This is a genomic window from Apolloniradiicaulis salifontis (genome assembly GCF_053756655.1).
The window spans coordinates 1,981,936-2,005,802 of sequence record NZ_CM132387.1 but is presented as its reverse complement, the minus strand read 5'-3'; the positions used below and the strand labels follow the sequence as shown (position 1 = coordinate 2,005,802).

Sequence of the window (23,867 nt, the reverse complement as noted above, 5' to 3'; positions counted from 1 at the left end):
TGCCACAGACCGGTACGCAAAAAGGGCGGCTCTGGTGGAGTCGCCCTTTTCATCTCGTCCTGACGCCGATCCTGGCCCTGTCGCTTACTTGCGTTCACCGACGAGGGCGATGACCCGCGTCTCCAGCTCTTCGGCGAGCTGGGCGCCGATGGGATCGTTCGCGTCGCGGATATTCTGGAGGATCGCCGCCTTGATCGCGCCCACATGGGCTTCGACCAGGCCCATGGGTACGGTTTCGCGTTGCGCCGGCGTTTCGATCAGCTTGGACAGCGACGCCGCGATCCGCGTGATGATGGGATATTCATAGGTCGTGCCCAGCCCGCGCAGATCGTGGGCGCAGGTGAACAGCATCTCGCCCATGTCTCCGCCCATGCCTTGGCTCTTGGCGGCCTTGAGATATTCGTCAAGCTTGGTGACTTCTTCAGCGAGCCATTCGCCGAATTCGGTCTTGAGATTGTTCAGCGCGTTCTCCGCCCGCGCGATCATGGCCTGATCGGCGTTTGGCAGTTTTCCGCCAACCTTCACCTTCAACATGTTGGGCGGATTGATGATCTCGATGGGCTTTTCGCGCTGGGTCATAGGTGCGGCTCCAGGTCAGGGCGTCAGGAAATCGGCGCTTCGTCGCGCCGCTCGGGGCCGTTGAAGTCGGCCTCAAGGCGGCGGCGATCCGGCCCGAAGAAGGCTTTCGTCCGAACGAAAGGTCGCGGGCGGTTCACAATGACGGCGAGGCGGCGATACAGCGCCTCGGCGTTAAAGGGTTTCACCATGAACTCGGTCACGCCGGCGTCACGCGCCTCGCGCACTTTCGAGGGTTCGCCATAGGCGGTGAGCATGATCACCGGCAGGAAGGGGTTGGGGCTGCGCTCTGGATCACGGATCAGCTTCACCAGCTCAAGCCCGTCCATGGGCTGCATCTTCCAGTCCAGGACCAGGATGTCGATCTGCTGGGATTGCAAGAGCGAGAGGGCGGCGTTCGCGTCGGCGGCCTCGTACACCTTGTCGCAGCCCAGAGACGCCAGAACCGCGCGCACGATCCCGCGCATTGCGGCATTGTCGTCAGCGACGGCGATGCGCAGTTTTGACAGGGCCTCGGTCGGGTCAGCGTGTTCGGCCAGCATGGACTCATCCGCTTAAATCAGATGAGCCGACGCTAGAGCTATTTGCTTAATGGCGCGCTAAGCCAGGTGCGGCGGGCCTCTCGTGCACGCTCAGGCGGGCGCCCTCAATCCGGCGCGAACTGCTCCACGAGGATGCGTTCCTCAAGCGCACGACCCTCGTCAAAGAGCATGGTGAGCATGCGGTCGCGCGCCTCGCACACGGTCACGGTCTCCGCGTCGCGAAATTCCTTGTTGTCGGCGACCACCGAGACCGGGCGCTTTTTCGGCTCCAGAACATCAAAGCGCACCGTGCTGGAATGGCGCAGCAGCGCGCCGCGCCAGCGCCGCGGCCGGAAGGCGCTGATCGGCGTCAGCGCCAGAAGCTGGGCGTCCAGCGGCAGGATCGGGCCGTGGGCGGAGAAATTATAGGCGGTCGAGCCGGCGGGCGTGGCCACCAGCACCCCGTCTGCGACAAGCTCCTCAAGCCGGGTCCGGCCGTCCACCGAGATGCGGATCTTGGCGGTCTGGCGGGTTTCGCGCAGCAGCGAGACCTCGTTGATGGCCAGGCTTTCAAAGGTCTGGCCGTCGGCGCGCCGCCCGACCGCGCGCAAGGGGTGGATGCGCGCGCGCTCGGCCTTGTGCAGGCGCTCGGGCAGGTCGCCGTCGTCGGGCTCGTTCATCAGGAAGCCCACCGAGCCGAAATTCATTCCGTAGACGGGAATATTCTTGCCCATCACGGCATGGAGCGCATCCAGCATCAGCCCGTCGCCGCCCAGCGCGACCACCACGTCGGCCTCGGCCATCTCAACCGCGCCGTAACGGGCTTTCAGCCGTTCCATGGCGGCGCGCGCGTCGTCGCGATCAGCGCAGTGATAGGCGAGGCGCATAAAGCGGTCCTTGATACTGGCGAGACCGGGCGGACCGGGAAACCCGCTACAAACCGGAAAACCGAAGAAACCAGGCTGAACAGGGCTAGTGGATTGAAGCCCCGGCGCCAAGCCGGTGCAAGGCGCGCCGTGCGTCATCGCGGGCGTAGGCGGTGTAAATCTCGTCGCAGGCGGCGGCCAGCCGGTCCGGTGGCAACACATGGACCCGGCCATATTCAGCCAGCGCCTGATGGAAGCCGGCGGCCTCGGCGCCCGGCAGGGCTGCGGCGCGGGCGCACAGAAGGCAGGCGCGCAACGGCGAGCGGGCCAGAGCCCGGCGCCAGTCGGCGGTTTCCAGCCCGGTCAGGCGCGCGGCGATATGATCGGTGAACGCGTCGCGCCCGCCGGCGGCGGCGCGCACCAGATCTGCGGCGCTGAGATGGCCCTGGCGCGCAAGCCGGTCCACCAGCGCCTCAGCCTTCGCGTCCTCATCCTGATCTGTTGGCGGGGCCGTGTCGTCCTGCCCGGCGCCGGACAGGCGCTCCAGCTCAAGATCCGGCCAGCGCCTGGCCAGATCCGCCCTGACGGCGTCGGCGGCGACCGCCATGAGCGCGCGAGCGAGGCCCGGGCGCAGATCGTCGCGGGCGGCCAGGCTGCGCTGCAGGTCCGGCGCGCCGCGCGCCACGCTGGCGAAGTCGGCGGCCGAGGCGTCGCTGAGCCGGGCGCCGGGATTTCCCGCCAGCACCATCAGACAGTCAGGCTCGCGCCGGGCGGCGATCAGGGTCGAGAGCCGCTCGCTCACCTGCGCGCGGCCTGCCAGCGCACAGCGGTGCTGGGCGTCGACGGCCGCCAGCGTCTCCAGATCTTCGTCCGCCAGCCGGCGCGAGCGCTCGAGGATGGGCCGGGCGATTTCGATTTCATCAAAGGCGAGCATGCGCACCGCCTCCAGCGGCGCCCAGTCACAGACGCTCAGGCGCAGCGCCACATCCGCGCGCACCGCCGCAATCGCCTCGCCGAGCAGGCGCACCAGCATCGCGTCCACCTCCCTGAGCACGGGCTCGGGAAGCGGCCGCAGCGCGCAGAGGCGCGCCAGCATGCTCGCTTTGGCCTCGCCGGGCGCGGGCGTCGGTGGGTCTTGCGCCGTCACTGACCGTCCCCTCCATCCTCGCCAAATACGTTCAACAAGGGCGCTCAGGTTGGCGCGGGCACGGTTAGCAATGTCTTAGCGCGCCCAAATCGCCTCGATCGACGGGCGTGCGGCGGGTTTGACGGCGCCGGCGCGAAGCGCGATCATCGCCGTAAAACAAGGCCACCGCATCGCTGTCTGGGAGGACGCCATGGACGACGCCGCAAACATCTCGGTGAAAGATCAGGTCAGCCCGGACGAATGGACGGCGCGCTGCGATCTCGCCGCGCTTTACCGCCTGGTGCGCATGCATGGCTGGGATGATCTGTTTTTCACCCACATCTCCATGCGCGTTCCGGGACCGGACGAGCACTTCCTGATCAACCCGTTCGGCCTTCTTTACGAGGATGTCACCGCGTCCAACCTCGTGAAGGTGGATCTTGAAGGCAATGTCCTGCCGCCCAGCCGCTACGGCATCAATCCGGCCGGCTTCACCATCCACTCGGCGATCCACCACGCCCGGCCCGACGTGAAGGTCGCGATGCACCTTCACACCGATAACGGCGTGGCGGTGGCGGCCCAGAAGCGCGGCCTGTTGCCGATCAGCCAGCTGGCCATGAACATCCTCGATGACGTGACCTATCACGACTATGAGGGCCTGGCGCTGGACGAAAGCGAGAAATCGCGCCTGGTGGGGGATCTGGGTGAGAAGAACCTGATGATCCTGCGCAATCACGGCACGCTCAGCGTCGGCGACCATCCGTTCAACTGCTATCTGCGCATGTACCTTCTGGAGCGCGCCTGCGCGATCCAGACCAAGGCGCAGGGCGCCGGCGCCGAGTTGATCGAGTGGGGGCCTGAGATGCAGACCCGCGTGTTCAAGCAGGGCTCTGAAGGCGTCACCAACGAGCTCTTTCTGGGGATCGCCTGGGCGGCCCTGCAGGACCGGGTCCGGCGCGAAAGCCCCGGCTTCGATAAGTGAACGCCATTCAAAGGACGCCTTGGGCGCGAGTTTTTCTGGACATTTCCCCTGTCTGGCGTGCGTAATATCCGCATGACGGGCGGGGGGAGGCGGAATTGGCGCGCACGCGCGGTGCGATATTGCTTGCTGGGTTGAGTGTCGCGTTCGCGGTCTTGGCCTTTGCGCCGAACGCCCACGCCCAGTGGACACGCTCCGCAGGCGACCGGGTAAGCATCACGACGGTGAGTGTTCACCGCCTGGACAGCCAGGCCGGGCGCCCCGACCTCATCAAGGAGGAAGTGGCGCTATACGGCGAGTATGGCCTGACCCCCTCCGTCACTCTGATCGCGCGAAGCGCGGTGCAGTCGCTGCGTGAGGACGTGCCGGTGCAACGCCGTATCGTAATGATCGACAAGAAGAAGACGGAAATCCTGATCCCGCCCGAGCGCGAGTTCGGCGTCGGCGGGATTGAGCTGGGCGCCAGGGTTCGATTGCGCAGGCAAGGACCCTGGGTGGTCTCGGCCCAGGGCGTCTTCGGCGTACCGGGATCGGGAGAGAACCAGATCAACGCCCGCTTCGGCGAAGGCGGCGGAGACACCGATCTGCGCCTGCAAGCGGGGCGTAGCCTGGGCGAGCGCGGCTTCGTGGCTGCATCGGGCGGCTGGCGCAATCGGCGTGGCGCCGATCAGGACGAAATTCGCGTCGATCTGACGGCGGGACGAGCGCTGGGGCGCGGTGTTCACGTTTTTGTGCACTCTTATTCAGTCTGGTCGATTCAAGAGGACTCCGGAGCGCCTCGCGACTATTCCGGCCACCGGCTGCAGGCGTCTCTTGTCGTGCCGGTAAGCCGCAGAATGCGCCTTCAGGTCGGCATGCTGGGGACGGTGCGCAGCCGCGACATGGCGCGCGAGCAGGCCGCCCTGGTGTCTCTCTGGCGCCGGTTTTGACCGGCCGGGCGTCTCTCGCCCTTTGATTTTTCGGTAAAACGGCGCATATCCGCCTCACATTCACCAATCTGCGAGTCCTTGATGCGCCGCTATATCTTCATTGCTTTCGTCGCCGTGGCGTTCGCCGTCATGGCCCTTGCCGTGACTTTCCGCGCGCTCACGTCCGGGGGCGCGGAAAGCGAAGGCTGGGGCGGCGGCGCGACCCCGGTGGCGGTCTATACCGTGGAGACGCAGGAATTCGCCGATGTGGTGGAGGCGCTGGGAACCGCGCGCGCCAATGAAAGCGTGACGATCACGGCCAAGGTTTCCGACGTGATTTCCCGCCTGGAGTTTGATTCCGGTCAGCGTGTGGAGGCCGGCGCCATTATGGTGGAGCTCGCCGACGCCGAAGAAGCCGCCGGCCTGTCTGAAGCGCGCGCCACCCTGCGAGAGACAACGCGCGACGTGGACCGGATCCGCGATCTCACCGAGCGCGGCGTCGCGCCGCGTTCGCGCCTGGACGAGGCCATCGGCGCGGTGGAGCGCGCCCGTGCGCGCGTCACCGCGATCGAGGCGCGCGTCGCCGACCGGATCATCCGCGCGCCGTTCACCGGCGTGGTGGGCCTCAGAAACGTATCCCAGGGCGAGCTTGTGGGCCCTGGCGACATCATCGCCCGGCTGGACGACACCAGCACCATCAAGCTCGACTTCACGGTGCCCGAACGATTCCTCTCCGTGATCGAGCCGGGCCAGAGCGTTCGCGCCCGGTCCGACGCCTGGACCGACCAAGTGTTTGAGGGCGACGTGGCGATGGTTGACAGCCGGGTGAATGAAGCCACCCGCGCTGTCACCGTGCGCGCGCTTATCGACAACGACGAAGGGCGGCTTCGCCCTGGCATGCTGATGACGGTGGAGCTGCGCCGCGATGAACGCGAACGCCCCGCCATTCCCGGCGCCGCCATCGTGCGCCTGGATCGCAGCTCCTACGTGTTCCTGGTCGAGGATGGTGAGCAGGGCTCGCGTGTCGTGCGCCGCGACGTGGAGCTGGGTCTTCGCACGGCTGGCATGGTCGAGGTGACAGGCGGACTTCAGCCCGGCGACCGGATTATCGCCGAAGGGGTTCACAGGCTCTCCGACGGAGCGCCGGTTCAGGTGGCCCGAGAGCTGAATTCGCCCGTGGACGGGAGCGCCGGCGACACCGCCGCCGTCCCTGCAGCCGCTCCCGCGGCCGGTTAGGAGAGCCCCGCCATGACGCTGTCTGACGTCGCCGTCCGCCGCCCTGTGCTCGCCTTCGTGGTGAGTGCGCTGATCATCGTTTTCGGCGTTCTGGGCCTTCGCGATCTGCCGTTGCGCGAATTGCCGGACGTGGACCGGCCCGTGGTTTCGGTGGAGGCGACCTATCCCGGCGCCAACGCCGAAGTGGTGGAGAACCGTGTTACGCAGGTCATCGAGGATTCCCTGTCCGGAATTGACGGTGTGGAGACGATCACCTCCCAGTCCGAAGACGGCGAGAGCAACGTCACCATCACCTTCACGCTGAGCCGTGAGATCGAGGCGGCGGCCAATGACGTGCGCGACGCCATCAGCCGCGTGCGTCCGCGCCTGCCCCAGGACGTGGAGGACATCCAGGTCTCCAAGCAGGACAGCGATGCACGGCCCTTCATCTGGTACAATCTTCTGTCTGACCGCATGACGAGCGAGGAGCTCACTGATTACGCCGAGCGCAATATCGTCGACCGGTTCTCGGTGATCGACGGCGTCGCATCGGTGCGCGTCGGCGGCTCCCGGCGCTACGCGATGCGGATCTGGCTGGACCCGGCCGCCATGGCGGCGCGGGGCGTCACCGTCACCGACATCGAAAATGCGCTGCGCAGCGAGAATGTCGAGGCGCCGGGCGGCGCGGTGGAAACCCGCGACAGCCAGCTCTTTGTGCGCGTGGAGCGCCTGTACACCGATCCTGAAGCTTTCGCCCGGCTGGCGGTGCGTGAAGGCGCGGACGGCCATGTCATCCGCATCGGCGAAATCGCCGAAGTGGAGCTGGCGGCCGAAGAGGAGCGCTCGGTTTTCCGCGGCAACGGTCAGAACATGATCGGCATCGGATTCGTGCGCCAGTCGAAGGCCAACTCGGTGGCGGTGGCCGACGGCATTCGCGCCGAGGCCGAGCGCCTCATGCCGCAAATCCCCGAAGGCATGGAGCTGGTCGCGGCCAGCGACGACACGGTCTTCATCAAGGAATCCATTCGGGAGGTGTGGCGCACGCTGCTTGTGGCGGCCGTTTTCGTGGTTCTGACGATTTATCTGTTTCTGGGCAGCTTTCGCGCCGCGCTGGTGCCGGCCGCCGTGGTGCCGGTCTGTCTCATCGGCACGTTCGCGGTGCTGGCGGCCTTCGGCTTCTCCATCAATATCCTCACCCTTCTGGCGCTGGTCCTGACCATCGGGCTTGTGGTGGACGATTCCATCGTGGTGCTGGAGAACATCCAGCGCCGGGTCGATCTGGGTGAACCGCCGGCGCTGGCGAGCCTTCGCGGCGCCCGCCAGGTATTCTTCGCCGTGGTGGCCACCACCGCCACGCTGGTGGCCGTGTTCGTGCCGCTGATCTTCCTGCCCGGCCTGATCGGGCGCATCTTCACAGAGCTCGCCGTTACGATCACCGGCGCTGTGGTCCTGTCCAGCTTCGTGGCGCTGACCCTGTCGCCGATGATGACCTCCAAGCTGCTCAAGCCGTCGCAGGAGGCCAAAGGCCCCGCGCGCTGGGTGCAGACGGGCGTTCAGTGGCTGCGCGAGCGGTACAAGGAGAGCCTGGATATCGTCCTGAAGATGCCGCTCAGCGTCGTCCCGCTGGTGATGGTGTCGGTCTTCGGCGCCTGGTTCATGTTCAACAACCTGCCCGGCGAGCTCACCCCGCCGGAAGATCGCGGCAGCTTTTTCGGCCGCTATGCTGCGCCGGAAGGCGCCAGCTTCGAGTATCTGGCCCAGCAGGCTGACGCCGTCGAAGACATCATGCTCGACTATCTCGACGAGGGTGAGCTGCAGCGCGTTCTCGTCGTGGCGCCCGGCTTCGGCGGCGGGTCCAGCTACTCCTCCGGCCTGGTGATCGGCACCATGGTTCCCTGGGACCAGCGCCGTCCCGGCGGCGAGATCATGGCCGACATCAATCGCGATCTGGGCCAGCTCACCGGGGTTCGCGCCTTCGCCTCCATGCGCAGCTCCTTCGGCGGCGGCGGCGGCGGAGACGATATCCAGTTCGTCCTGCAGGGTCCCGATTACGACCTGCTCTACGCCTACGCCCAGCAGCTGATCACCACGATCCGCGAGGACAATCCCGGCCTGCAGAGGCCGCGCGCGGATTACGAACCCACTACGCCTCGCCTGATCGTGGATATCGATCGCGAGCGTGCCGCCTCGCTGGGCGTCTCGGTGGCCGATATCGGGCGCACTTTGCAGACCCATCTGGGCTCGCGCCGCGTCGGCCAGTTCATCGATCGCGGCGAAGCCTATAACGTCGTGCTGGAGAACCGTCAGGCCGACCGCTCGGCGCCGACCGATCTTGAGAGCCTCTATGTCCGCTCCAATAACGGCCAGCTGATCGCGCTGTCCAATCTGGTGACCATGCGCGAGATGGGCGAGGCGGCTGAGCGCAACCGCGTGAACCGCCAGCGCGCCATTTCGGTGAGCGCGACACTGACCGACGATTATACGCTGGGGCAGGCGGTGGCCTGGCTCGACAGCTGGGCCCAGAGCGAGCTTCCGCCACAGCTGAGCTCCACCTATCTGGGCGGCGCCAAGGAGTTTCTCGACTCCAACCAGGCGGTGCTGTTCGCCTTCGGCATGGCGCTGCTCATCGTGTTCCTGGTGCTGGCGGCGCAGTTTGAAAGCTTCCTGCAGCCGGCCATGATCATGCTCACCGTGCCGCTGGCGGTGGCGGGCGGATTGTTCGGGCTCTACATGGCCGGATCCAGCCTCAACATCTATTCGCAGATCGGATTGATCATCCTGATCGGCCTGGCGGCCAAGAACGGCATTCTCATCGTGGAGTTCGCCAACCAGCTGCGCGAAGAGGGCATGAGCGTGCGCGAAGCGACGCTGGAGGCCAGCGCCGTGCGTTTTCGTCCGATCCTGATGACCGGCGTCTCCACCGCCATCGGCGCGTTGCCGCTGGTGCTGGCCAGCGGCCCCGGCGCGGAGAGCCGCATCACCATCGGGGTGGTGATCTTCACCGGCGTGATGGTGGCGACGCTGTTCACCCTGTTCGTGGTGCCGGCCGCCTATGCGGCCGCCGGAAAATACACCAAGACCCCCAACTGGATGACGCGGCGCCTGGAAAAGGAATCTGACGCGACGCCGGACGCCGGCGCCGGCACGAGCGAAGGCCCGGGCGCCCGACCGGGCGCAGCCCCGGCCGAGTAGGCGGGGCGGCCCTCAGTCCGGCTTCATCGCCGTAAATCCTCAGCGGGCCGCGCCGCGTGTCAGCGGAACCGAACCAGGAAGCGCTTGGCTTTGCCCACCGACAGGATCACCGCGTCCGCGCCGGCCTTGTGTGAGCGTAAGTCGGCCTGCTCGTCGGCGAGTTTTTCGCCATTGGCCGAGACGGCGTTCTGCTTGATCAGCCGGCGCGCCTCGCCCCTGGAGGCGGCGGCCTCCACCGACACCATGGCGTCAATGAGCGCGCAGGGCTCGCCGGCGGGCGCGTCCTGCGTCGGCACGGCGCGCGCGATCATGGCGACCAGCGCCGGCGACAGCGTGTCCGCCTTGCCGTTGAAGATCACCTGGCTGGCTTCTTCGCACAGCGCGGTTTCATCCGCGCCATGGACGCGCGTGGTCAGAAGCTGCGCCAGCGCCTTTTGCGGCCGGCGTTCATGGGCCGGCGCGGCTTTGAGATCCTCAAGCGAGGCGAGCTCGATATCAGTGAGCCAGGCGAGGAATTTCGGCGCGTCCACGTCCGCTGTGTTCAGCCAGAACTGGTAGAACTCGTAGGGGCTCGTCAGCTCGGGATCCAGCCAGATCGCGCCTTTTTCCGACTTGCCGTATTTCTTGCCTTCCGAATTGGTCAGCAGCGGATAGGTGAGGGCGTGGCCCTGCACGCTCTCCATGCGGCGCAAGAGATCCACGCCGCCGACAATATTGCCCCACTGGTCCGATCCACCCATCTGGATGCGGCAGCCGTGCTCGCGGTACAGGTGCACGAAGTCGTAGCCCTGCAGGAGCGCGTAGCTGAATTCGGTGAAGCTGATGCCCTGATCCCGGTTCTCGATCCGATTCCTCACCGAGTCCTTCTGCAGCATCGCGTTGACCGAAAAATGCTTGCCCACGTCGCGCAGGAACCGGATCACGTCCATGTCCCGGTACCAGTCGGCGTTGTTCACGAAGATCGGCGCCGGGCCGTCGGTGGCGGCGAACAGGGCTTCGAACTGCCTGCGCTGGCTTTCGATATTGCTCAGGACCGCCTCGGCCTGCTGAAGGCTGCGCTCGGTATCCTTTCCCGACGGATCGCCGATCATACCGGTGGCCCCGCCCAGCAGCACGATGACCTGCCCGCCGCGGCGGCGATACCGGTCCATGCCCAGAAGCGGGACGAGATTGCCCGCGTGCAGGCTCGGGGCGCTCGGGTCAAAACCCCCATAGAGCGGCGGCCGCTCCGCCTCGATCACCGCATCGGTGAGCTCCGGCGTTTGCTGGTTCAACAGGCCGCGGCGCTCCAGATCCTCCAGGAACGGCGTGGCGGTCGGATCGGCGAGTTTGAAGCTCATGGAAAGGTCTCGCATCAGGACGGGACAGAGTAGGTCGGCTTAGCCGCGCCCCATCCGCTTTGCAACGACTTGGGCGCTTACGCGCTGGAGCCCGGCTCGCGCGGATCGATGGCGTCGCCGCCCGGCCCTGCGATGAACAGGGTGCGGGTGGGATAGGCGAAGTCCACGCCTTCCTTTTCGAAGCGGCGCATGATCGTCAGAGCCGCCGCCTGGGTCTTGTCCATGAGGATGACGTATTCGGCCGCCTCCACCCAGAACACGATCTCGAAATTCAGCGAGCTGTCGCCGAAGCCGGTGAAGTGCACGCGGTCCACCGTGACGTCTTCGATGGGTTCGAGATCGTTGCGGATCCACCCGGGGATCGCCTCGATCACGTCCGCAGGCGTCTGGTAGAGCACGCCGATCCGCATCACCTGGCGCCGGCGCATGAGGCGCTGGAAGTTATGCACGCGTTCGGAGATCAGATCGGTGTTGGAGACGCTGATCTGCTCGCCCGACAGCGAGCGGATGCGCGTGGTGCGAAGGCCGATCTCCTCCACCGTGCCGTTGATCGTGCCGAAGGTGACGAAATCGCCCTTCTTGAACGGCTTGTCGAAGAGAATGGAGAGCGAGGCGAAGAGGTCGGAGAAAATGCCCTGGGCGGCCAGGCCGATGGCGATGCCGCCGACGCCGAGACCGGCGATCAGGGCGGTCACCTGCACCCCGGCGGTGTCCAGCAGGACGATGATCGTGATGATCCAGATCGTCCCGATGATCAGCCATTTGAGAACGCTGACCGCGCTTGAGATGTCCGATCCGCCGTCTCCGGCCCGCGCCGCCTTGCGCTGCAGCAGCGAGACCGCGATCTCCTGGGCCAACGCCGAGACCTGCAGGACCGCCGCGACCAGCACCAGCCAGGACAGAACCGCGGTGAACATGCCCGGCACGTCATAGAGGCGCACCGTGATCGCCAGCGCCGCCAGCAATAGAAAGATCGAATTGATCTTGCCCACCGCCCGCCCGACGATCGCCGGGAACGCCGTCTCGTCCTTGCGCCCGATGCGTTTCAGCGCGGCGTGGACCCCCATGCGCAGCACCAGCATCGCCACATAGAGACCGGCGGCGACCCCGACCGCGGCCAGCGCCTCGGCCTCGTTGGCGCGCACCCAGTCGGCGAGATCTGAAAATCCCTCGCCAACGCGGGCGAAACCGCGGCTCACGGTTTCGGTGATCTCCTCGTCGCTCACCGCCGGGGCGTTGGATTGGGCGTCCTGCTGCATGGTCGAATCCGTTGTTGCGCCTGTGGTGGTCATCATGGGCCGACTCGAAGCCCGCGCGAAGGTTCGCGTCAGAATCCGGTTTTGCAGAGTGGCTTTCCCGTATCAGCCGCGATGGGATCGCCGCGCCTTCGCTGAGCGGCCTGCCATAGGCCGCCTCCCGGACGCAGCGGGTTTTCGCGCTCATTATCGCAGAAAGCGTGGCTCAGGCGGCTGGCGCGGGCAAGAAGGCCTGCTAGTTTTGACCGGACAAAAGCCATGCGAGAGGGCTCATCATGCGCGAACCGGTCACCATCACCGCCGTCCAGGCGCTTGCTGAAGCCGATCCGGCCTTTATCGACGCGACCTGGTTCATGCCCGCCAGCGGCAAGACCGGCGCGGAGGCGTTCAAGGCGGGCCGCATCGCCCATGCGGTCCATTTTGATATCGACGCGATTCGCGATCCCACCTCCGGCCTGCCGCACATGGCGCCGGGTGCGGCGCGGTTTGCGCGCTGGCTGTGCGAGGCGGGGCTGAAAGGTGAGGAGCGTTTCGTGGTGTATGACCAGAATGGCGGCCTCGCCGCCTTCCGGGTCTGGTGGACGCTGCGCCGGTTCGGCTGCGACGCGCGCGTCCTCGACGGCGGGCTGGCGGCCTGGCGCAAGGCCGGCGGCGAGATCGAGAGCGGGTTCATTCACCCCGCCGGCCGCGCCTTCGAACGCGGCATCCGTCTGATCCGCGACGACGCGGTGAGCTGGGCCGACGTGCTCCACCATGTGAACACGCGCGACGCCCTGATCGTGGATGCACGCTCGGCGGGCCGGTTTGCAGGGACCGAGCCCGAACCGCGGGAAGGCCTCGCCTCGGGCCATATCCCGGGTTCGGTCTCATTGCCGTTTCAAAGCGTGCTGGACGCCGACGGCAAGCTTCTCAAAGAGGACAAGCTCGCCGCGGTGTTGCCCGATGCGCCGAAAGACCGGCGGGTGATCTCCACCTGCGGCTCCGGCGTCACCGCCGCCATCCTCCACGCCGCCTTCATCTGTGGCGGATTTCGCGATGTGCGCCTGTATGACGGCAGCTGGAGCGAATGGGGCGCAAGGGAGGATCTGCCGGTGGAGCGGTGAGCGCGATGGACGCGCAGCGAACGGGGCTTCCATGGCGCTCAAACCGCGCTAGCTTGGCGGCGAACGCTGTTTACCTGAAAACACCACGCGGGGAGAGACATGGCTGGACTGGAAATTCTCAAAGGGCGCATGAGCGTGCCGGTGATCGCGGCGCCGCTTTTCATCATCTCCAACCCCAAGCTGGTCATCGCCCAGTGCAAGGCCGGGGTGGTGGGCAGCTTCCCGGCGCTGAACGCGCGCCCGCAAAGCCAGCTGGACGAATGGCTCGACGAGATCACGTCTGAACTCGACAGCTATAACGCCGCCAACCCGGACAAACCCGCCGCGCCGTTCGCTGTGAACCAGATCGTGCACCGCTCCAACGACCGGCTGGAGGATGATCTGGCCACCTGCGAGAAATACAAGGTTCCCCTGGTGATCACCTCGCTGGGCGCCCGCGAGGAGCTCAATCAGGCCGTCCACAGCTGGGGCGGCAAGACGCTGCATGACATCATCAACATCAAGTTCGCCCACAAGGCGCTGGAGAAAGGCGCCGACGGCCTGATCCCCGTGTGCGCCGGGGCGGGCGGCCATGCCGGCGAGCTGTCGCCGTTTGCGCTGATGGCTGAGATCCGTGAATTCTTCGACGGTCCGGTGGCGCTGTCGGGGTCCATCTCCACCGGCGGCGGCGTGCTGGCGGCTCAGGCCATGGGCGCCGACTACGCCTATATCGGCTCGGCCTTCATCGCCACCGACGAGGCGCGCGCCAGCGAGGAGTACAAGCAGGGCATCGTGGACGGGCGGGCCGAAGACATCGTCTATTCCAGCCTCTTCACCGGCGTGTCCGGCAACTACCTGAAACGCTCCATCCAGAACGCCGGGCTTGATCCCGACAATCTGCCCGAGAGCGACCCCAGCGCGATGAATTTTGGCTCCGGCGGCGCCGCCAAGGCCTGGAAAGACATCTGGGGTTCCGGCCAGGGCATCGGCTCGATCAAGAAGATCCAGGGCGCCGGCGCCTATGTGCACCAGCTTCAGGCGGAGTACGAGGCGGCGAAGGCGCGGGTGATGGGGTAGGAGAGGGCGGCCGCCATACCAGCCGCGCCGCCTGCACAGCGTTTCATACAATCAGCGCCGTAGATCCCGGTCTCGCCCCCGGCCGTCGCCGGGGATCGAACCGGGACCCGGTTTTCCTCAACTGCTTACGTCCTTACCGGTTCCCGGTTTCATCCCCGGGCGCAGGTCCGGGGGGAAGACCGGGATCCACGAGGTTTGAAGATTTAAACGCCCCGCCACCCCCGCCGCCTGCACAGCGTTTCACACATTCAGCGCCGTAGATCCCGGTCTCGCCCCCGGCCGTCGCCGGGGATCGAACCGGGACTCGATTTTCCTGAACACTTTCACCTTCTCCCCCATGGCGATGGGGAGACGGGGCCTGAACGGCGTTGTAATCCCTGAGAGATCGCCGAAAGCGCCATGGATATCGCCGCCCCGTATCCGCCCCCGCTCAAGTCCGCCCCATACTGGCCCCACTTCGCCGTGACGGAGGGGGCGGTCTGCAGCGTCTTCAGGTCGGGCGGCGGAGGGTGGTGTCCCGAGCAGGCCGGAGGTGACGAGCCGGTCTGTAAAAAGGCGGACGATGCAATTTCCGGAGGACCCGGCAGGGGTAGCGTTGCGAACGGGCCTGGCGCCCAATCGCCCGCGGGAGCAATCCTGACGAGCCTCGGCCGGCGGCGTAGAAATGGTGTAAGTAAGCCGGGCTCATGCCGAAAAATCACCACGAGGCGCGGGGGCTTTATCGGGCTCCCAAAAACCAGTTTTCCATAACGGCCCGGACTTCCCCCGCGCCTCTCCCCCTTTCCATACCCCCGCGGCGATGCGCCGGCGGGGATAAGGGTGCGTAAGGGGGGCTGGGAGGATATACGCCGCCATTTGAAACGCGCCGTCTGTCCCCCTCGCCCGCATTCATGGGGAGGGGGGCGGACACGCGGCGTGTCAGGGGATGGAAGAGGGCCGCCTCTAACCCACCGTCAGCCAGTCCGGCGTCTTGAACGGGACGCCCAGATCGTCGGCGACTTCCTTGTAGGTGATTTCGCCCTCGGCGACGTTCAGGCCGTGGGCCAGGTGAATGTCGTCATTGAGCGCCTTGCGCACGCCCTTGTCGGCCAGGGCGAGGGTGAAGGGCAGGGTGGCGTTGGTGAGCGCCTGGGTGGAGGTGCGCGCCACGGCGCCCGGCATGTTCGCCACGCAATAGTGCACGATCCCGTCCACGATATAGGTGGGGTCCTGGTGGGTGGTGGCTTTCGAGGTTTCAAAGCAGCCGCCCTGGTCGATGGCGATGTCCACCAGAACCGCGCCCTCGTTGAGGATGGAGAGCATCTCGCGGGTCACAAGCTTGGGCGCTGCGGCGCCGGGAATGAGCACCGCGCCGATGACGAGATCGGCGTCGGCCAGCTCGTCGGCGATGGCGCCGGTGGTGGAATAGCGCGTCGTCACCTGACCGCGGAACAGCTGATCGATTTCGGCCAGCTTGGGCAAAGAGCGGTCCATGACGGTGACGTTGGCGCGAAGGCCCACCGCCATCTCGGCGGCGTGGCTGCCGGACACCCCGGCGCCCAGGATCACGACCTTGGCCGGGCGCACGCCCGGAACGCCGCCCATGAGCACGCCGCGGCCGCCGGCCGCCTTGTGCAAAGCGTTGGCGCCCACATGGACGCTGAGGCGCCCGGCGACTTCGGACATGGGACGTAAGAGCGGCAGCCGGCCCGAGGCGTCAGTGACGGTCTCATAGGCGATCGCCGTGCATCCCGATTTGCGCAGGCCCTCCGCCTGCACCGGATCGGGCGCCAGGTGCAGGAAGGTGAACAGCGTCTGGTCCGCGCGCAGCATGGCGGTTTCGCTGGGCTGGGGCTCCTTCACCTTCACGATCAGCTCGGCCTCGCCGAACACCGCCTCCGCGCCGTCCAGAAGCGACGCGCCGGCGTCGGTGTATTCCTCATTGGTGAACCCGGCGCCGAGGCCGGCGTCCTTCTGCACCACCACCTGGTGGCCATGGGCGATCAGCTCACGCGCGCCGTTCGGGGTAAGGCCGACACGGTATTCGTGGTTCTTGATCTCTGTGGGAACGCCGATGCGCATGGAGGATCTCCCGGGGCGGCGCCTGGGCCGCGATCTGGTGCGAATTTGCGCGGAAATTACCTGACGCGGCCCGTATCCAGCAAGCAGGTTTTGAATGGTGGAATATTCTTGCGGTTTAGGGCGAATTTACGCAAAGAATGATCAAATCAATTTGAAAATCATCATCTGCGCGCACGAGTTTCACCATGTCCCGCCTCGATCCCGTCGACGCCGCCATCCTCGCACTGCTCCAGCAGGAGGGGCGGCTGTCCAATTCCGACCTCGCCGACCGGGTCGGGCTGTCGGCCTCGGCCTGCCATCGCCGCGTGAAGGCGCTGGAGGCGGAGGGGGTGATCAGTGGCTACACGGCCCTGTTGAAGGCCGAGCAGGTGGGGCTCGGCCTGACGGTGATCGTTCTGGTGACGCTCGAGAACCAGAAACGCGAAACCATGGAGGCGTTTGAAGCCGCAGTAACCGAAATCGAGCACGTCACGGATTGCTTTCTGACGACGGGGGCGGAGGATTACTTGCTGCGGCTTCAGGTGCGCGACGCCCGCGACTATGAGCGCGTCCACCGCGAGCGACTCTCCGGCCTTCCCGGCGTCGCCCGGCTGGTCTCCAACATCGCCATGCGCACGGTGTTTTCCCGCCGCGCCCTGAGCGTGAGGGGCGCATGATCGTGCTTCTCGCCGGCCTGGGCGCCATGTGCGCTCTGCTGTGCCTGCTTCTGGCGGCGTTCCTGCTGGCTTCGAAGGGGCGGCTGGCGCATGCGAACCGTTATCTGGCCGGATTTCTGGCGCTGACCGCTGTTGATCTGGTCGGGCTGGTTGGATTGCTGGCGCCGGGCGATATGCAGGTCTGGATCGCGTACCGCGCGCCGCTCAGCTTCCTGCAGATGCCGCTGTTCTTCGGCTATATCGTCATGCTCTGTCGGCCTGCAGGCAAAATGAGCTGGCATGTGATCGGGGCGGGCGCTCTGACCGTTATGACGCTCCTCGATATGGTGTTTCGGACAGGTCAGCTTCCGGCCTGGGCGATCCTGGTCCTGCATGTCCAGTTCTATGTCTATCTGGGTCTGTCCGCCTGGACCGTCTTGCGATTTGGCGAACAGCTCAAGACACGCCGGTCGGAGCCTCAGACCGCTCAGTTGCGCTGGATGTGGGCTGTCATAGGGACATCCTTCTTCGCCCATAGCCTGGTGGTCTTGCGCACGCTCTCTGTCTTTGGTGGCTGGCCCGTATCCTTTGGCGGATTACAGCTGACGACCGCCCTCATCGCGCTCGCGATTCTATGCGCGATGACCCTGACGGCGCTGTTGTGGCCCGCCCTCTTCAGACCGCTGGCGCGCGAAGAGGCTACGAGGTCCGAGCCGTCTCTTCGCGAAGCTGACATGGCGGCGCTGGCGCTGAGGCTGGAGTCGTTCATGGCGGAGGGCCGCCCCCATCTTGAACCGGCGCTGACCCTGAAAGCGCTGGCGCGTCGATTGAGCGTGGGAGAGCGAGACCTCTCCGCCGTCCTGAACCATCATGTGGGCCTGCACTTCTTTGACTTCGTCAATCGCTGGCGGATCCGCCACGCGCAGACCCTGATCGTGCAGGATCGCGGGCGCACCCGGACCTTGCTCGATATCGCCTATGCGTCCGGTTTCAACAGCAAGTCCTCGTTCAACACCGCTTTCACGAAGCATGCGGGGCTGACGCCGAGCGCGTTCAGGGCCTCACAGGATTCCGGCTGAAGAATGCGCGTCCGACTTCGCGAAGTCGGACGACGCCCGCCCGGACACGACCGTAGCCCCTCACTGGTCTGAAGCCTGGAGGAGCCCATGAACCTGAAACCCGCAATCCTGTCCGTTGTGATCGGCGCGCTCTGCGCTGCCCCGGCGATCGCTGCTTCTCCCTTGGATGAGGAGGCGGCGCGCGACGCCATGAGGCGGGCCCTGGCGCCCTGGGCGGACGAGGCCGTGGGCCCCGGCGCGATCATCCAGGTCTCTCACGAGGGTGAGCCGATCCTCGTTGAAATGACCGGCTACGCCGATCTGGAGCACGCCGCGCCGATCACCGAGGAAACCCGCTTTCACGTCGCCTCGGTCTCAAAGCAGTTCACCGCCTACGCCGTTGTCCGCCTGGCCAGCGAGGGCCTCATCGATCTCGATGCGTCGATCGCCGCCTATATCCCCGAAGCCGACGTGTATCGCGCCGTGACCGTGCGGGATCTGCTGGCGCATACCCATGGGATCAGAGACGCCATGAGCCTGGTCGGAGCCAGCGGGTTTCGGGCCGAAGATAGGGTCACCAACGCCCATGCGCTGGATCTGATCCTGCGCCAGCAAGCCATGAACGCACCGCCGGGCGAAGCCTTCGCCTACAACAACTCGGGCTTCATCCTGCTGGCTGAAGTGGTCGAACGCGTCTCTGGGCGAACCCTGCCTGCCTATTGCCGGGAGTTGATTTTCGAACCGCTGGGCATGGACGACACGGTTTATGTCGACAGCCTGGCGACGATTATTCCCAACAGGGCTCAGTCCTATGCCTGGACCGGTGAGCAATATGGGCGCGCACCATTCAATTATGCGCTGACCGGATCGACCGGCCTGACCACGACGGGGCGCGATCTGGCGCTCTGGGCGGCCCATCTTGACCGCCTGGCCGAGGTTCAGCCGGCCTTCTACGCCGCACTTCATACCCTCGGCGTTCTCAATGACGGCGCTCGTACGACATACGCCTATGGACAGGAGCGCCGGGTCCACCGGGGCCTCGAGATTTGGAGCCATGGGGGCCGGGACGCGGGCTATCGGGCGTTCCTGCTGCGTGTTCCCGGTGAACGTCTCAGCATTTCGGTGCTCAGCAATGCGGCTGATTTTGATATCGCCAAAACCACCTATGCCGTGCTCGACGCCCTGCTGGAGTCGCGTCTGGCCGCTGACAGCGCCGTCACCACCACGCCGTCGCCGGAACAGCTCGCCGCCTATGAAGGCGATTATGCGCTGTTTCCCGGCCTGATCTTCTCATTGCGGGCCCAGGAGGGAACGCTGGGTTTCGCCGTGCTGGGGCAGGAGGGGTTCACGACGTTGCCGGCCTTGTCCGACCATGAGTTTGAACTCAACCCGGTGACCGATCTGGCGATTGTGTTCGATCCCGAGGTTGACGGGGCGGCCGAGGGATTCGGGTATCGGATCGGCCTGCTGGGCGTGCTGCCGGCGTCGCGGGTCGAACTGGAGCCCTTTGATCCCGCCTCGGTCGAGATAAAGGACTTTGAAGGAACGTTTTACAGCGCCGAGCTGAACGCTGCGTATGATTTCGTTGTCGAGGACGGGCGGCTGTTCGCGCTCCACCCTGCGGTGGGGAGTATCGCGCTGTCGCCTTACCAGAGCGACGTGTTCAACAGCGCGAACAACTATTTCCAGAACGTCGCCTTCATTCGCGACGAGGCTGGACGAGTGACGGGATTTCATCTGTCGGGCGTGCTGATGGTCGACGTGGTGTTTGAACGCCTGCCGTAGGCGGTGGCGGTGTCCGGCGGCGATGGCGCAGATGCGCCATTGCCGCCTGCTCGCTCTAGCGCTACATGCCCGCCCATGACTGAAGAGCGCTATTCCAAGCTGGACATGCTGGGCTCGGACGCGAGAGCGGCCGAGCGCCCTGAAGACGCGCGCCTGGAGCGGGTGGAGAACCCGGCACAGGACGCCGATTACATGATCCGCTTCGCCTGTCCTGAATTCACCTCGATCTGCCCGGTGACCGGCCAGCCCGATTTCGCCCATATCGTGATCGACTATGCGCCGGCGCGCTGGATCGTGGAGAGCAAGTCGCTGAAGCTGTTTTTGCAGAGCTTCAGAAATCACGGCGCCTTCCACGAAGCCTGCACGATGATGATCGGCAAGCGTCTGGTGGACGAGATGCAGCCCAAATGGCTACGTATCGGCGGCTACTGGTATCCGCGCGGCGGCATTCCCATCGACGTGTTCGGCCAGTGGGGTGAAGCGCCCAAAGGCCTGTGGATCCCAGATCAGGGCGTCCAGCCCTATCGCGGCCGGGGTTAGGACTTTCTGACGGAATGAACGGCAAGCCTGTCATTTAGTCAGGTTAACTTGACGGGCGCAGGAGTGTAAGGTAAGCATTACTTATAGTCATGCAAACCTGAAAGGATGCGCCATGACCACAGATGAGAACCTGTCCCGCCGCGAACCTGGAGGCGGATCCATGACCCCCGCCGCCAGACGTTACACCTTCGCCTTCCTGGGATTCATGGGCGCCTATACCGGCATGGTGATCGGCGCGCCGTTCTTGGACCGGGCGTTCGACCTGCCTGATCCGGCGCGCCTGGCCCTGGCTCTGGCGCCGGTGATTCCCGCGCTCTTCGGCCTGCGCGAATTCGTGATCTTTCTGCGCAGCCTGGACGAGGTGCAGACGCGCATCCAGTCGGAGGCGATCCTCATCGCGGCGGGGATCATCGCGTTTTCCGCCTTCGCCTGGGGCTTCGTGGAAAGCTGGATGAACGTGCCGCGGATTTCCCTGATCTGGGTCCTGCCCGCGATGGTGGCGGTGTGGGGGCTCGCTTTGCCCCTGGTTTCAAGGCGCTACCGGTGAAGAACCGCATCCACGTCCTGCGCGCCGAGCGGCGCTGGAGCCAGGCGGCGCTCGGCGAGCGGGTCGGCGTGTCGCGCCAGGCGATCAATGCGGTGGAGACGGGCAAGCACGACCCGTCCCTCTCGCTCGCGTTCAAGATCGCCGAGGTGTTCGAGATGCGGATCGAGGACGTCTTCGATCCGAAGGGCTGACCGCCGGTGATGAACGGCGCGCTCATCTACCCCAACGCCGGGTGAACGCACTGCTCCGCTTGCGTTCACCCGTCCCCTGCAAGTCTCCCTCTCGACAGGCGCGGACCGCCTGCATCAGCAAGAGGAGACTTCACCATGAAACTCAAAATGCTTCTGGCCGCCGGCCTCAGCCTCGCCGCCATCGCCGGGACCGCCTCGGCCGCCGAGGCGCAGCAGCGCAACCGCGTCGACATCAACCAGTCGGGCTATTCCAACGAGATCGGCGGCCGTCAGGTCGGTCACCGCAACCGGCTCTCGCTGGAGCAGCGCGGTTCGCGCCAGTACATCTCCACCTATCAGGACGGCCTGCGCAACGGCGCCACGGTGGCCCAGTACGGCCATGGCAACAGCGCCGCGCTGGACCAGTACGGCCAGCGCAACTCCACCGTGATCGGCCAGGACGGCCGTTACAACAGCGCTTACGCCTACCAGCAGGGCTATCGCAACGAGGCGGGGATCGCCCAGTTCGGGACCGGCCACAGCGCCGTCACCGATCAGTACGGCTCCAATAACGCCGTCGGCGTGATCCAGGCCGGGTCAGGCCAGCGCGCCAATGTGCGCCAGACCGGGTCGGGCAACGTCACTCTGGTGATCCAGGGCAATCACTAGGCCTCGCCGCGCCCCATTCGCCGGGCTCAGGCCCGGCGGATGGGTCAAGGCCGGCGCCCGCCGCCTGATCTTTCATCTGTTCCTCCCGAGAAAGGAGACTGTCATGAAAACCCTGTTCATCACCGCCGCTCTCGCCATCACCGGCCTTGGCGCCGTGGGCGCTGCGGCGTCCGCCGATCCGCCGGGGCGTATTGCGCCGCCGACCCTGGTTTCGCCAACCTTGAGCGGCCATTGCGCCCTGCGCATCGAAGGCGGCGCGCTTGTGGCGCTCGCAGCGCCCTGGAATGCACGCGACTGGAGCCTGTCGGTGCGCGCGCCCGGTCTCACCGCCGATCAGGGCGGTGATTTCTACGGCGATGATCGGCGCATGGAGCGCCTCAGCCGGATTTATCTGGTGGACAGCACGCCGGCGAATTTCCGGCCGGGCGCACGGGTCAATCCCAACGACGTGCTCAGGCGTCCGCTTCGCGCCGAGCTGACGGTCACCGGCCATGACGGACGGACCGTCTGCACAGACAGCCTGCACCTCACTCCTGACCGGGGTCGCGCCGCCATCGGCCGCTCGTTCTAGGCGCCGGCGGTGCGGATCATCGCCGCGTCGAGGGCGTTCAACGCGTCCTCGACGTCGCCGTGAAAACTCATCGCCTCGAGGATTTTCGGATCCGCGAAGCCCGTCTCGACCACATGGCGCAATAATGTCTCAAGCGGCCCCCAGAAGGCGGTGTCGAGGAAAGCCGCCGGCTTGGCGTGGCGGCCCAGCTGGGCGAGCATGACCATGTCGAACACCTCCTCCAGCGTGCCCGCGCCGCCGGGCAGGATGAGGAAGGCGTCGGCCTCCTCCACCATCATCGCCTTGCGCGCGGCCATGGTTGCTGTGATGCGAATCTCCACGCCGTCCTGGCGGCCCTCCACGGGGATGAGGAATTCGGGAATCACGCCGAACACGTCGCCGCCTTCAGCAAGCGCGGCGCGGGCGGTGACCCCCATGAGCCCCGCGGTGGCGCCGCCATAGACCAGGCGCATCCCGGCGCGCGCGATCGCCGCCCCGGCCGCCTGCGCCAGCGCCCCATAGCGCGGCTCGCCGCCTGTCTTTGTACCGCAGAAGACGCAGATACTCCGCATTTTCGCCTCATCGTCAGGTGAGATTGACCGCACAGACACGTTGAAACGCGCCCGACTTCACGCCAGTCTAGGCCCTTCCCGCTTTACGGCGCGAGCCTTGCACGGCGGCGCGCGGTGACGAAACGCAGCCAGGAGACGCCCATGGCCGCCACGCGGTCCTTTCTCATTGCAACGGTTCTGCTCATCGCAGCCGTCGCAGCCGCCGCCGCATTCATCGTGACCCGCCAGGGCGCGCAGGATGCGGATCCCGTTCCAGCGGCTCGCTCTGAGGCCGGTCAGTCCGTCGTGGAGCGCGAAGCCGGAGAGCGCAGCGCGCTCGCTCCGCCCACCTTCGACATTGTCCGCGTCGATCCGCGCGGCACCGCCGTAGTGGCCGGGCGCGGCGCGCCCGGCTCGCGCGTGGTGCTGATGGCCGGCGATCGCGAGCTTTCCTCCGTGGAGGTGGACGGGTCCGGCGAGTGGGTGATGATCATCAACGATCCTCTGCCCACCGGTTCCGCCGAGCTGTCCCTTCTGATGACCACCGCCGAGGGCCAGGAGATTCGGTCCGAACAGGTCGTGGTGGTGGCGGTGCCTGAAAGCCGCGATTCGACGCCCCTGGTGGTCCTGGGCCGTCCGGGCGAGGCCAGCCGCGTCTTGCAGAGCCCGTTCGACGGCGTCTCCACCGGACCGCTGGCGCTTGAGACCGTGGACTATGACGAGAGCGGTTCGGTGATCTTCTCCGGCCGCGCCACGCCGGATATGCGCGTGCGCGTGCTGGCCGACGGCGAACAGATCGGCACGACGGTCGCGGACGCCGACGGCCGATGGTCGCTGGAAGCGGGCGCCGCGTTTGCTCCGGGCGTCTATGACCTTCAGATCGACATGCTGGACGAGGAGGGCCGGGTCACCGCCGTGATCGCCCTGCCGTTTGAACGCGCTAGCGCCGAGCAGGCGCTCACCGCGCGCCAGCAGGGCCGGGTGGTGGTTCAGCCGGGCAACTCGCTCTGGCGTATCGCGCGGCGTCTCTACGGCGACGGGTTTCAATACACGGTGATCTATCAGGCCAATCGCGATCAGATCCGCGATCCAGATCTGATCTATCCCGGCCAGGTCTTCCAGGCGCCCGACGAGAGCGACGCAGGCTGATCGCCTCATGAAGG

General features: G+C 66.1%; 23 protein-coding genes. 15 read left to right on the top strand and 8 right to left on the bottom strand.

Annotation, left to right across the window (positions count from 1 at the left end; genetic code table 11):
* Positions 1–84: 84 nt before the first annotated feature.
* The 4 genes from ACWCOP_RS09695 to ACWCOP_RS09680 form a co-directional block, all read right to left on the bottom strand.
* Positions 85–579 (bottom strand): Hpt domain-containing protein, encoded by a 495-nt coding sequence (locus tag ACWCOP_RS09695; RefSeq protein ID WP_478248083.1) that lies wholly within the window; start codon positions 577–579, stop codon positions 85–87.
* A 23-nt stretch (positions 580–602) separates the two neighbouring features.
* Positions 603–1,118 carry a response regulator gene (locus tag ACWCOP_RS09690; protein WP_478248082.1) on the bottom strand — a complete coding sequence of 172 codons (516 nt, stop codon included), beginning with the start codon at positions 1,116–1,118 and terminating at the stop codon, positions 603–605.
* Positions 1,119–1,222: 104 nt separating this feature from the next.
* On the bottom strand, positions 1,223–1,984 hold the full coding sequence (locus tag ACWCOP_RS09685) for an NAD kinase (protein WP_478248081.1): 762 nt from the start codon (positions 1,982–1,984) through the stop codon (positions 1,223–1,225).
* 85 nt (positions 1,985–2,069) lie between these two features.
* Positions 2,070–3,059, bottom strand: coding sequence for a DUF2336 domain-containing protein (locus ACWCOP_RS09680; RefSeq protein ID WP_478248080.1), 990 nt, complete (start codon positions 3,057–3,059; stop codon positions 2,070–2,072).
* A 241-nt stretch (positions 3,060–3,300) separates the two neighbouring features.
* Between ACWCOP_RS09680 and ACWCOP_RS09675 the strand changes: the two genes are divergently transcribed.
* The 4 genes from ACWCOP_RS09675 to ACWCOP_RS09660 all read left to right on the top strand — a co-directional run bounded on the left by ACWCOP_RS09675 (position 3,301) and on the right by ACWCOP_RS09660 (position 9,383).
* Positions 3,301–4,071 carry a class II aldolase/adducin family protein gene (locus tag ACWCOP_RS09675; protein ID WP_478248079.1) on the top strand — a complete coding sequence of 257 codons (771 nt, stop codon included), beginning with the start codon at positions 3,301–3,303 and terminating at the stop codon, positions 4,069–4,071.
* A 131-nt stretch (positions 4,072–4,202) separates the two neighbouring features.
* Positions 4,203–4,997 (top strand): hypothetical protein, encoded by a 795-nt coding sequence (locus ACWCOP_RS09670; protein WP_478248078.1) that lies wholly within the window; start codon positions 4,203–4,205, stop codon positions 4,995–4,997.
* An 81-nt stretch (positions 4,998–5,078) separates the two neighbouring features.
* Positions 5,079–6,212, top strand: a complete 1,134-nt coding sequence (locus ACWCOP_RS09665) for an efflux RND transporter periplasmic adaptor subunit (RefSeq protein WP_478248077.1) — start codon at positions 5,079–5,081, stop codon at positions 6,210–6,212.
* A 12-nt stretch (positions 6,213–6,224) separates the two neighbouring features.
* Positions 6,225–9,383: an efflux RND transporter permease subunit gene (locus ACWCOP_RS09660; RefSeq protein WP_478248076.1), complete on the top strand. Its 3,159-nt coding sequence runs from the start codon at positions 6,225–6,227 to the stop codon at positions 9,381–9,383.
* Positions 9,384–9,442: 59 nt separating this feature from the next.
* Here the strand turns inward: ACWCOP_RS09660 and tyrS are convergent, their stop codons facing one another.
* Both tyrS and ACWCOP_RS09650 read right to left on the bottom strand, forming a co-directional pair.
* The gene (gene tyrS, locus ACWCOP_RS09655; protein WP_478248075.1) at positions 9,443–10,723 is read right to left on the bottom strand and encodes a tyrosine--tRNA ligase; all 1,281 of its coding nucleotides are present in this window, start codon (positions 10,721–10,723) and stop codon (positions 9,443–9,445) included.
* Between the two features lie 77 nt (positions 10,724–10,800).
* Positions 10,801–12,018, bottom strand: a complete 1,218-nt coding sequence (locus tag ACWCOP_RS09650; RefSeq protein ID WP_478248074.1) for a mechanosensitive ion channel family protein — start codon at positions 12,016–12,018, stop codon at positions 10,801–10,803.
* Between the two features lie 236 nt (positions 12,019–12,254).
* Between ACWCOP_RS09650 and ACWCOP_RS09645 the strand changes: the two genes are divergently transcribed.
* On the top strand, positions 12,255–13,082 hold the full coding sequence (locus ACWCOP_RS09645; protein ID WP_478248073.1) for a sulfurtransferase: 828 nt from the start codon (positions 12,255–12,257) through the stop codon (positions 13,080–13,082).
* Positions 13,083–13,181: 99 nt separating this feature from the next.
* A complete protein-coding gene (locus ACWCOP_RS09640) occupies positions 13,182–14,138 on the top strand; it encodes an NAD(P)H-dependent flavin oxidoreductase (protein WP_478248072.1) in 957 nt (318 codons plus the stop codon).
* A gap of 942 nt (positions 14,139–15,080) precedes the next feature.
* Here ACWCOP_RS09640 and ald read toward each other — a convergent pair.
* The gene (ald, locus tag ACWCOP_RS09635) at positions 15,081–16,199 is read right to left on the bottom strand and encodes an alanine dehydrogenase (protein WP_478248071.1); all 1,119 of its coding nucleotides are present in this window, start codon (positions 16,197–16,199) and stop codon (positions 15,081–15,083) included.
* A 185-nt stretch (positions 16,200–16,384) separates the two neighbouring features.
* Here ald and ACWCOP_RS09630 point away from each other — a divergent pair, with 185 nt between their 5' ends.
* The 8 genes from ACWCOP_RS09630 to ACWCOP_RS09595 all read left to right on the top strand — a co-directional run bounded on the left by ACWCOP_RS09630 (position 16,385) and on the right by ACWCOP_RS09595 (position 22,174).
* Entirely contained in the window at positions 16,385–16,855 is a 471-nt protein-coding gene (locus ACWCOP_RS09630) for an Lrp/AsnC family transcriptional regulator (RefSeq protein ID WP_478248070.1), read from the top strand.
* A complete protein-coding gene (locus ACWCOP_RS09625) occupies positions 16,852–17,913 on the top strand; it encodes a helix-turn-helix domain-containing protein (RefSeq protein WP_478248069.1) in 1,062 nt (353 codons plus the stop codon). The genes ACWCOP_RS09630 and ACWCOP_RS09625 overlap by 4 nt, the downstream gene beginning before the upstream one ends.
* A gap of 87 nt (positions 17,914–18,000) precedes the next feature.
* Entirely contained in the window at positions 18,001–19,677 is a 1,677-nt protein-coding gene (locus tag ACWCOP_RS09620; protein ID WP_478248068.1) for a serine hydrolase domain-containing protein, read from the top strand.
* Positions 19,678–19,752: 75 nt separating this feature from the next.
* On the top strand, positions 19,753–20,217 hold the full coding sequence (gene queF / locus ACWCOP_RS09615) for a preQ(1) synthase (RefSeq protein ID WP_478248067.1): 465 nt from the start codon (positions 19,753–19,755) through the stop codon (positions 20,215–20,217).
* A gap of 112 nt (positions 20,218–20,329) precedes the next feature.
* A complete protein-coding gene (locus ACWCOP_RS09610; RefSeq protein ID WP_478248066.1) occupies positions 20,330–20,764 on the top strand; it encodes a hypothetical protein in 435 nt (144 codons plus the stop codon).
* Complete coding sequence (locus ACWCOP_RS09605) at positions 20,761–20,955, top strand: helix-turn-helix transcriptional regulator (RefSeq protein ID WP_478248065.1); 195 nt, start codon at positions 20,761–20,763, stop codon at positions 20,953–20,955. The genes ACWCOP_RS09610 and ACWCOP_RS09605 overlap by 4 nt, the downstream gene beginning before the upstream one ends.
* A 135-nt stretch (positions 20,956–21,090) precedes the next feature.
* Positions 21,091–21,603 carry a curlin-associated protein gene (locus ACWCOP_RS09600; protein ID WP_478248064.1) on the top strand — a complete coding sequence of 171 codons (513 nt, stop codon included), beginning with the start codon at positions 21,091–21,093 and terminating at the stop codon, positions 21,601–21,603.
* A 103-nt stretch (positions 21,604–21,706) separates the two neighbouring features.
* Positions 21,707–22,174, top strand: coding sequence for a hypothetical protein (locus tag ACWCOP_RS09595; RefSeq protein ID WP_478248063.1), 468 nt, complete (start codon positions 21,707–21,709; stop codon positions 22,172–22,174).
* Here the strand turns inward: ACWCOP_RS09595 and ACWCOP_RS09590 are convergent.
* Entirely contained in the window at positions 22,171–22,725 is a 555-nt protein-coding gene (locus tag ACWCOP_RS09590; RefSeq protein ID WP_478248062.1) for an LOG family protein, read from the bottom strand. The two genes, ACWCOP_RS09595 and ACWCOP_RS09590, sit on opposite strands and share 4 nt — an antisense overlap.
* A gap of 141 nt (positions 22,726–22,866) precedes the next feature.
* On the opposite strand from ACWCOP_RS09590, the gene ACWCOP_RS09585 reads away from it, so the two are divergent.
* Positions 22,867–23,853, top strand: a complete 987-nt coding sequence (locus tag ACWCOP_RS09585; RefSeq protein ID WP_478248061.1) for a LysM peptidoglycan-binding domain-containing protein — start codon at positions 22,867–22,869, stop codon at positions 23,851–23,853.
* The last annotated feature ends 14 nt before the right edge of the window (positions 23,854–23,867 follow it).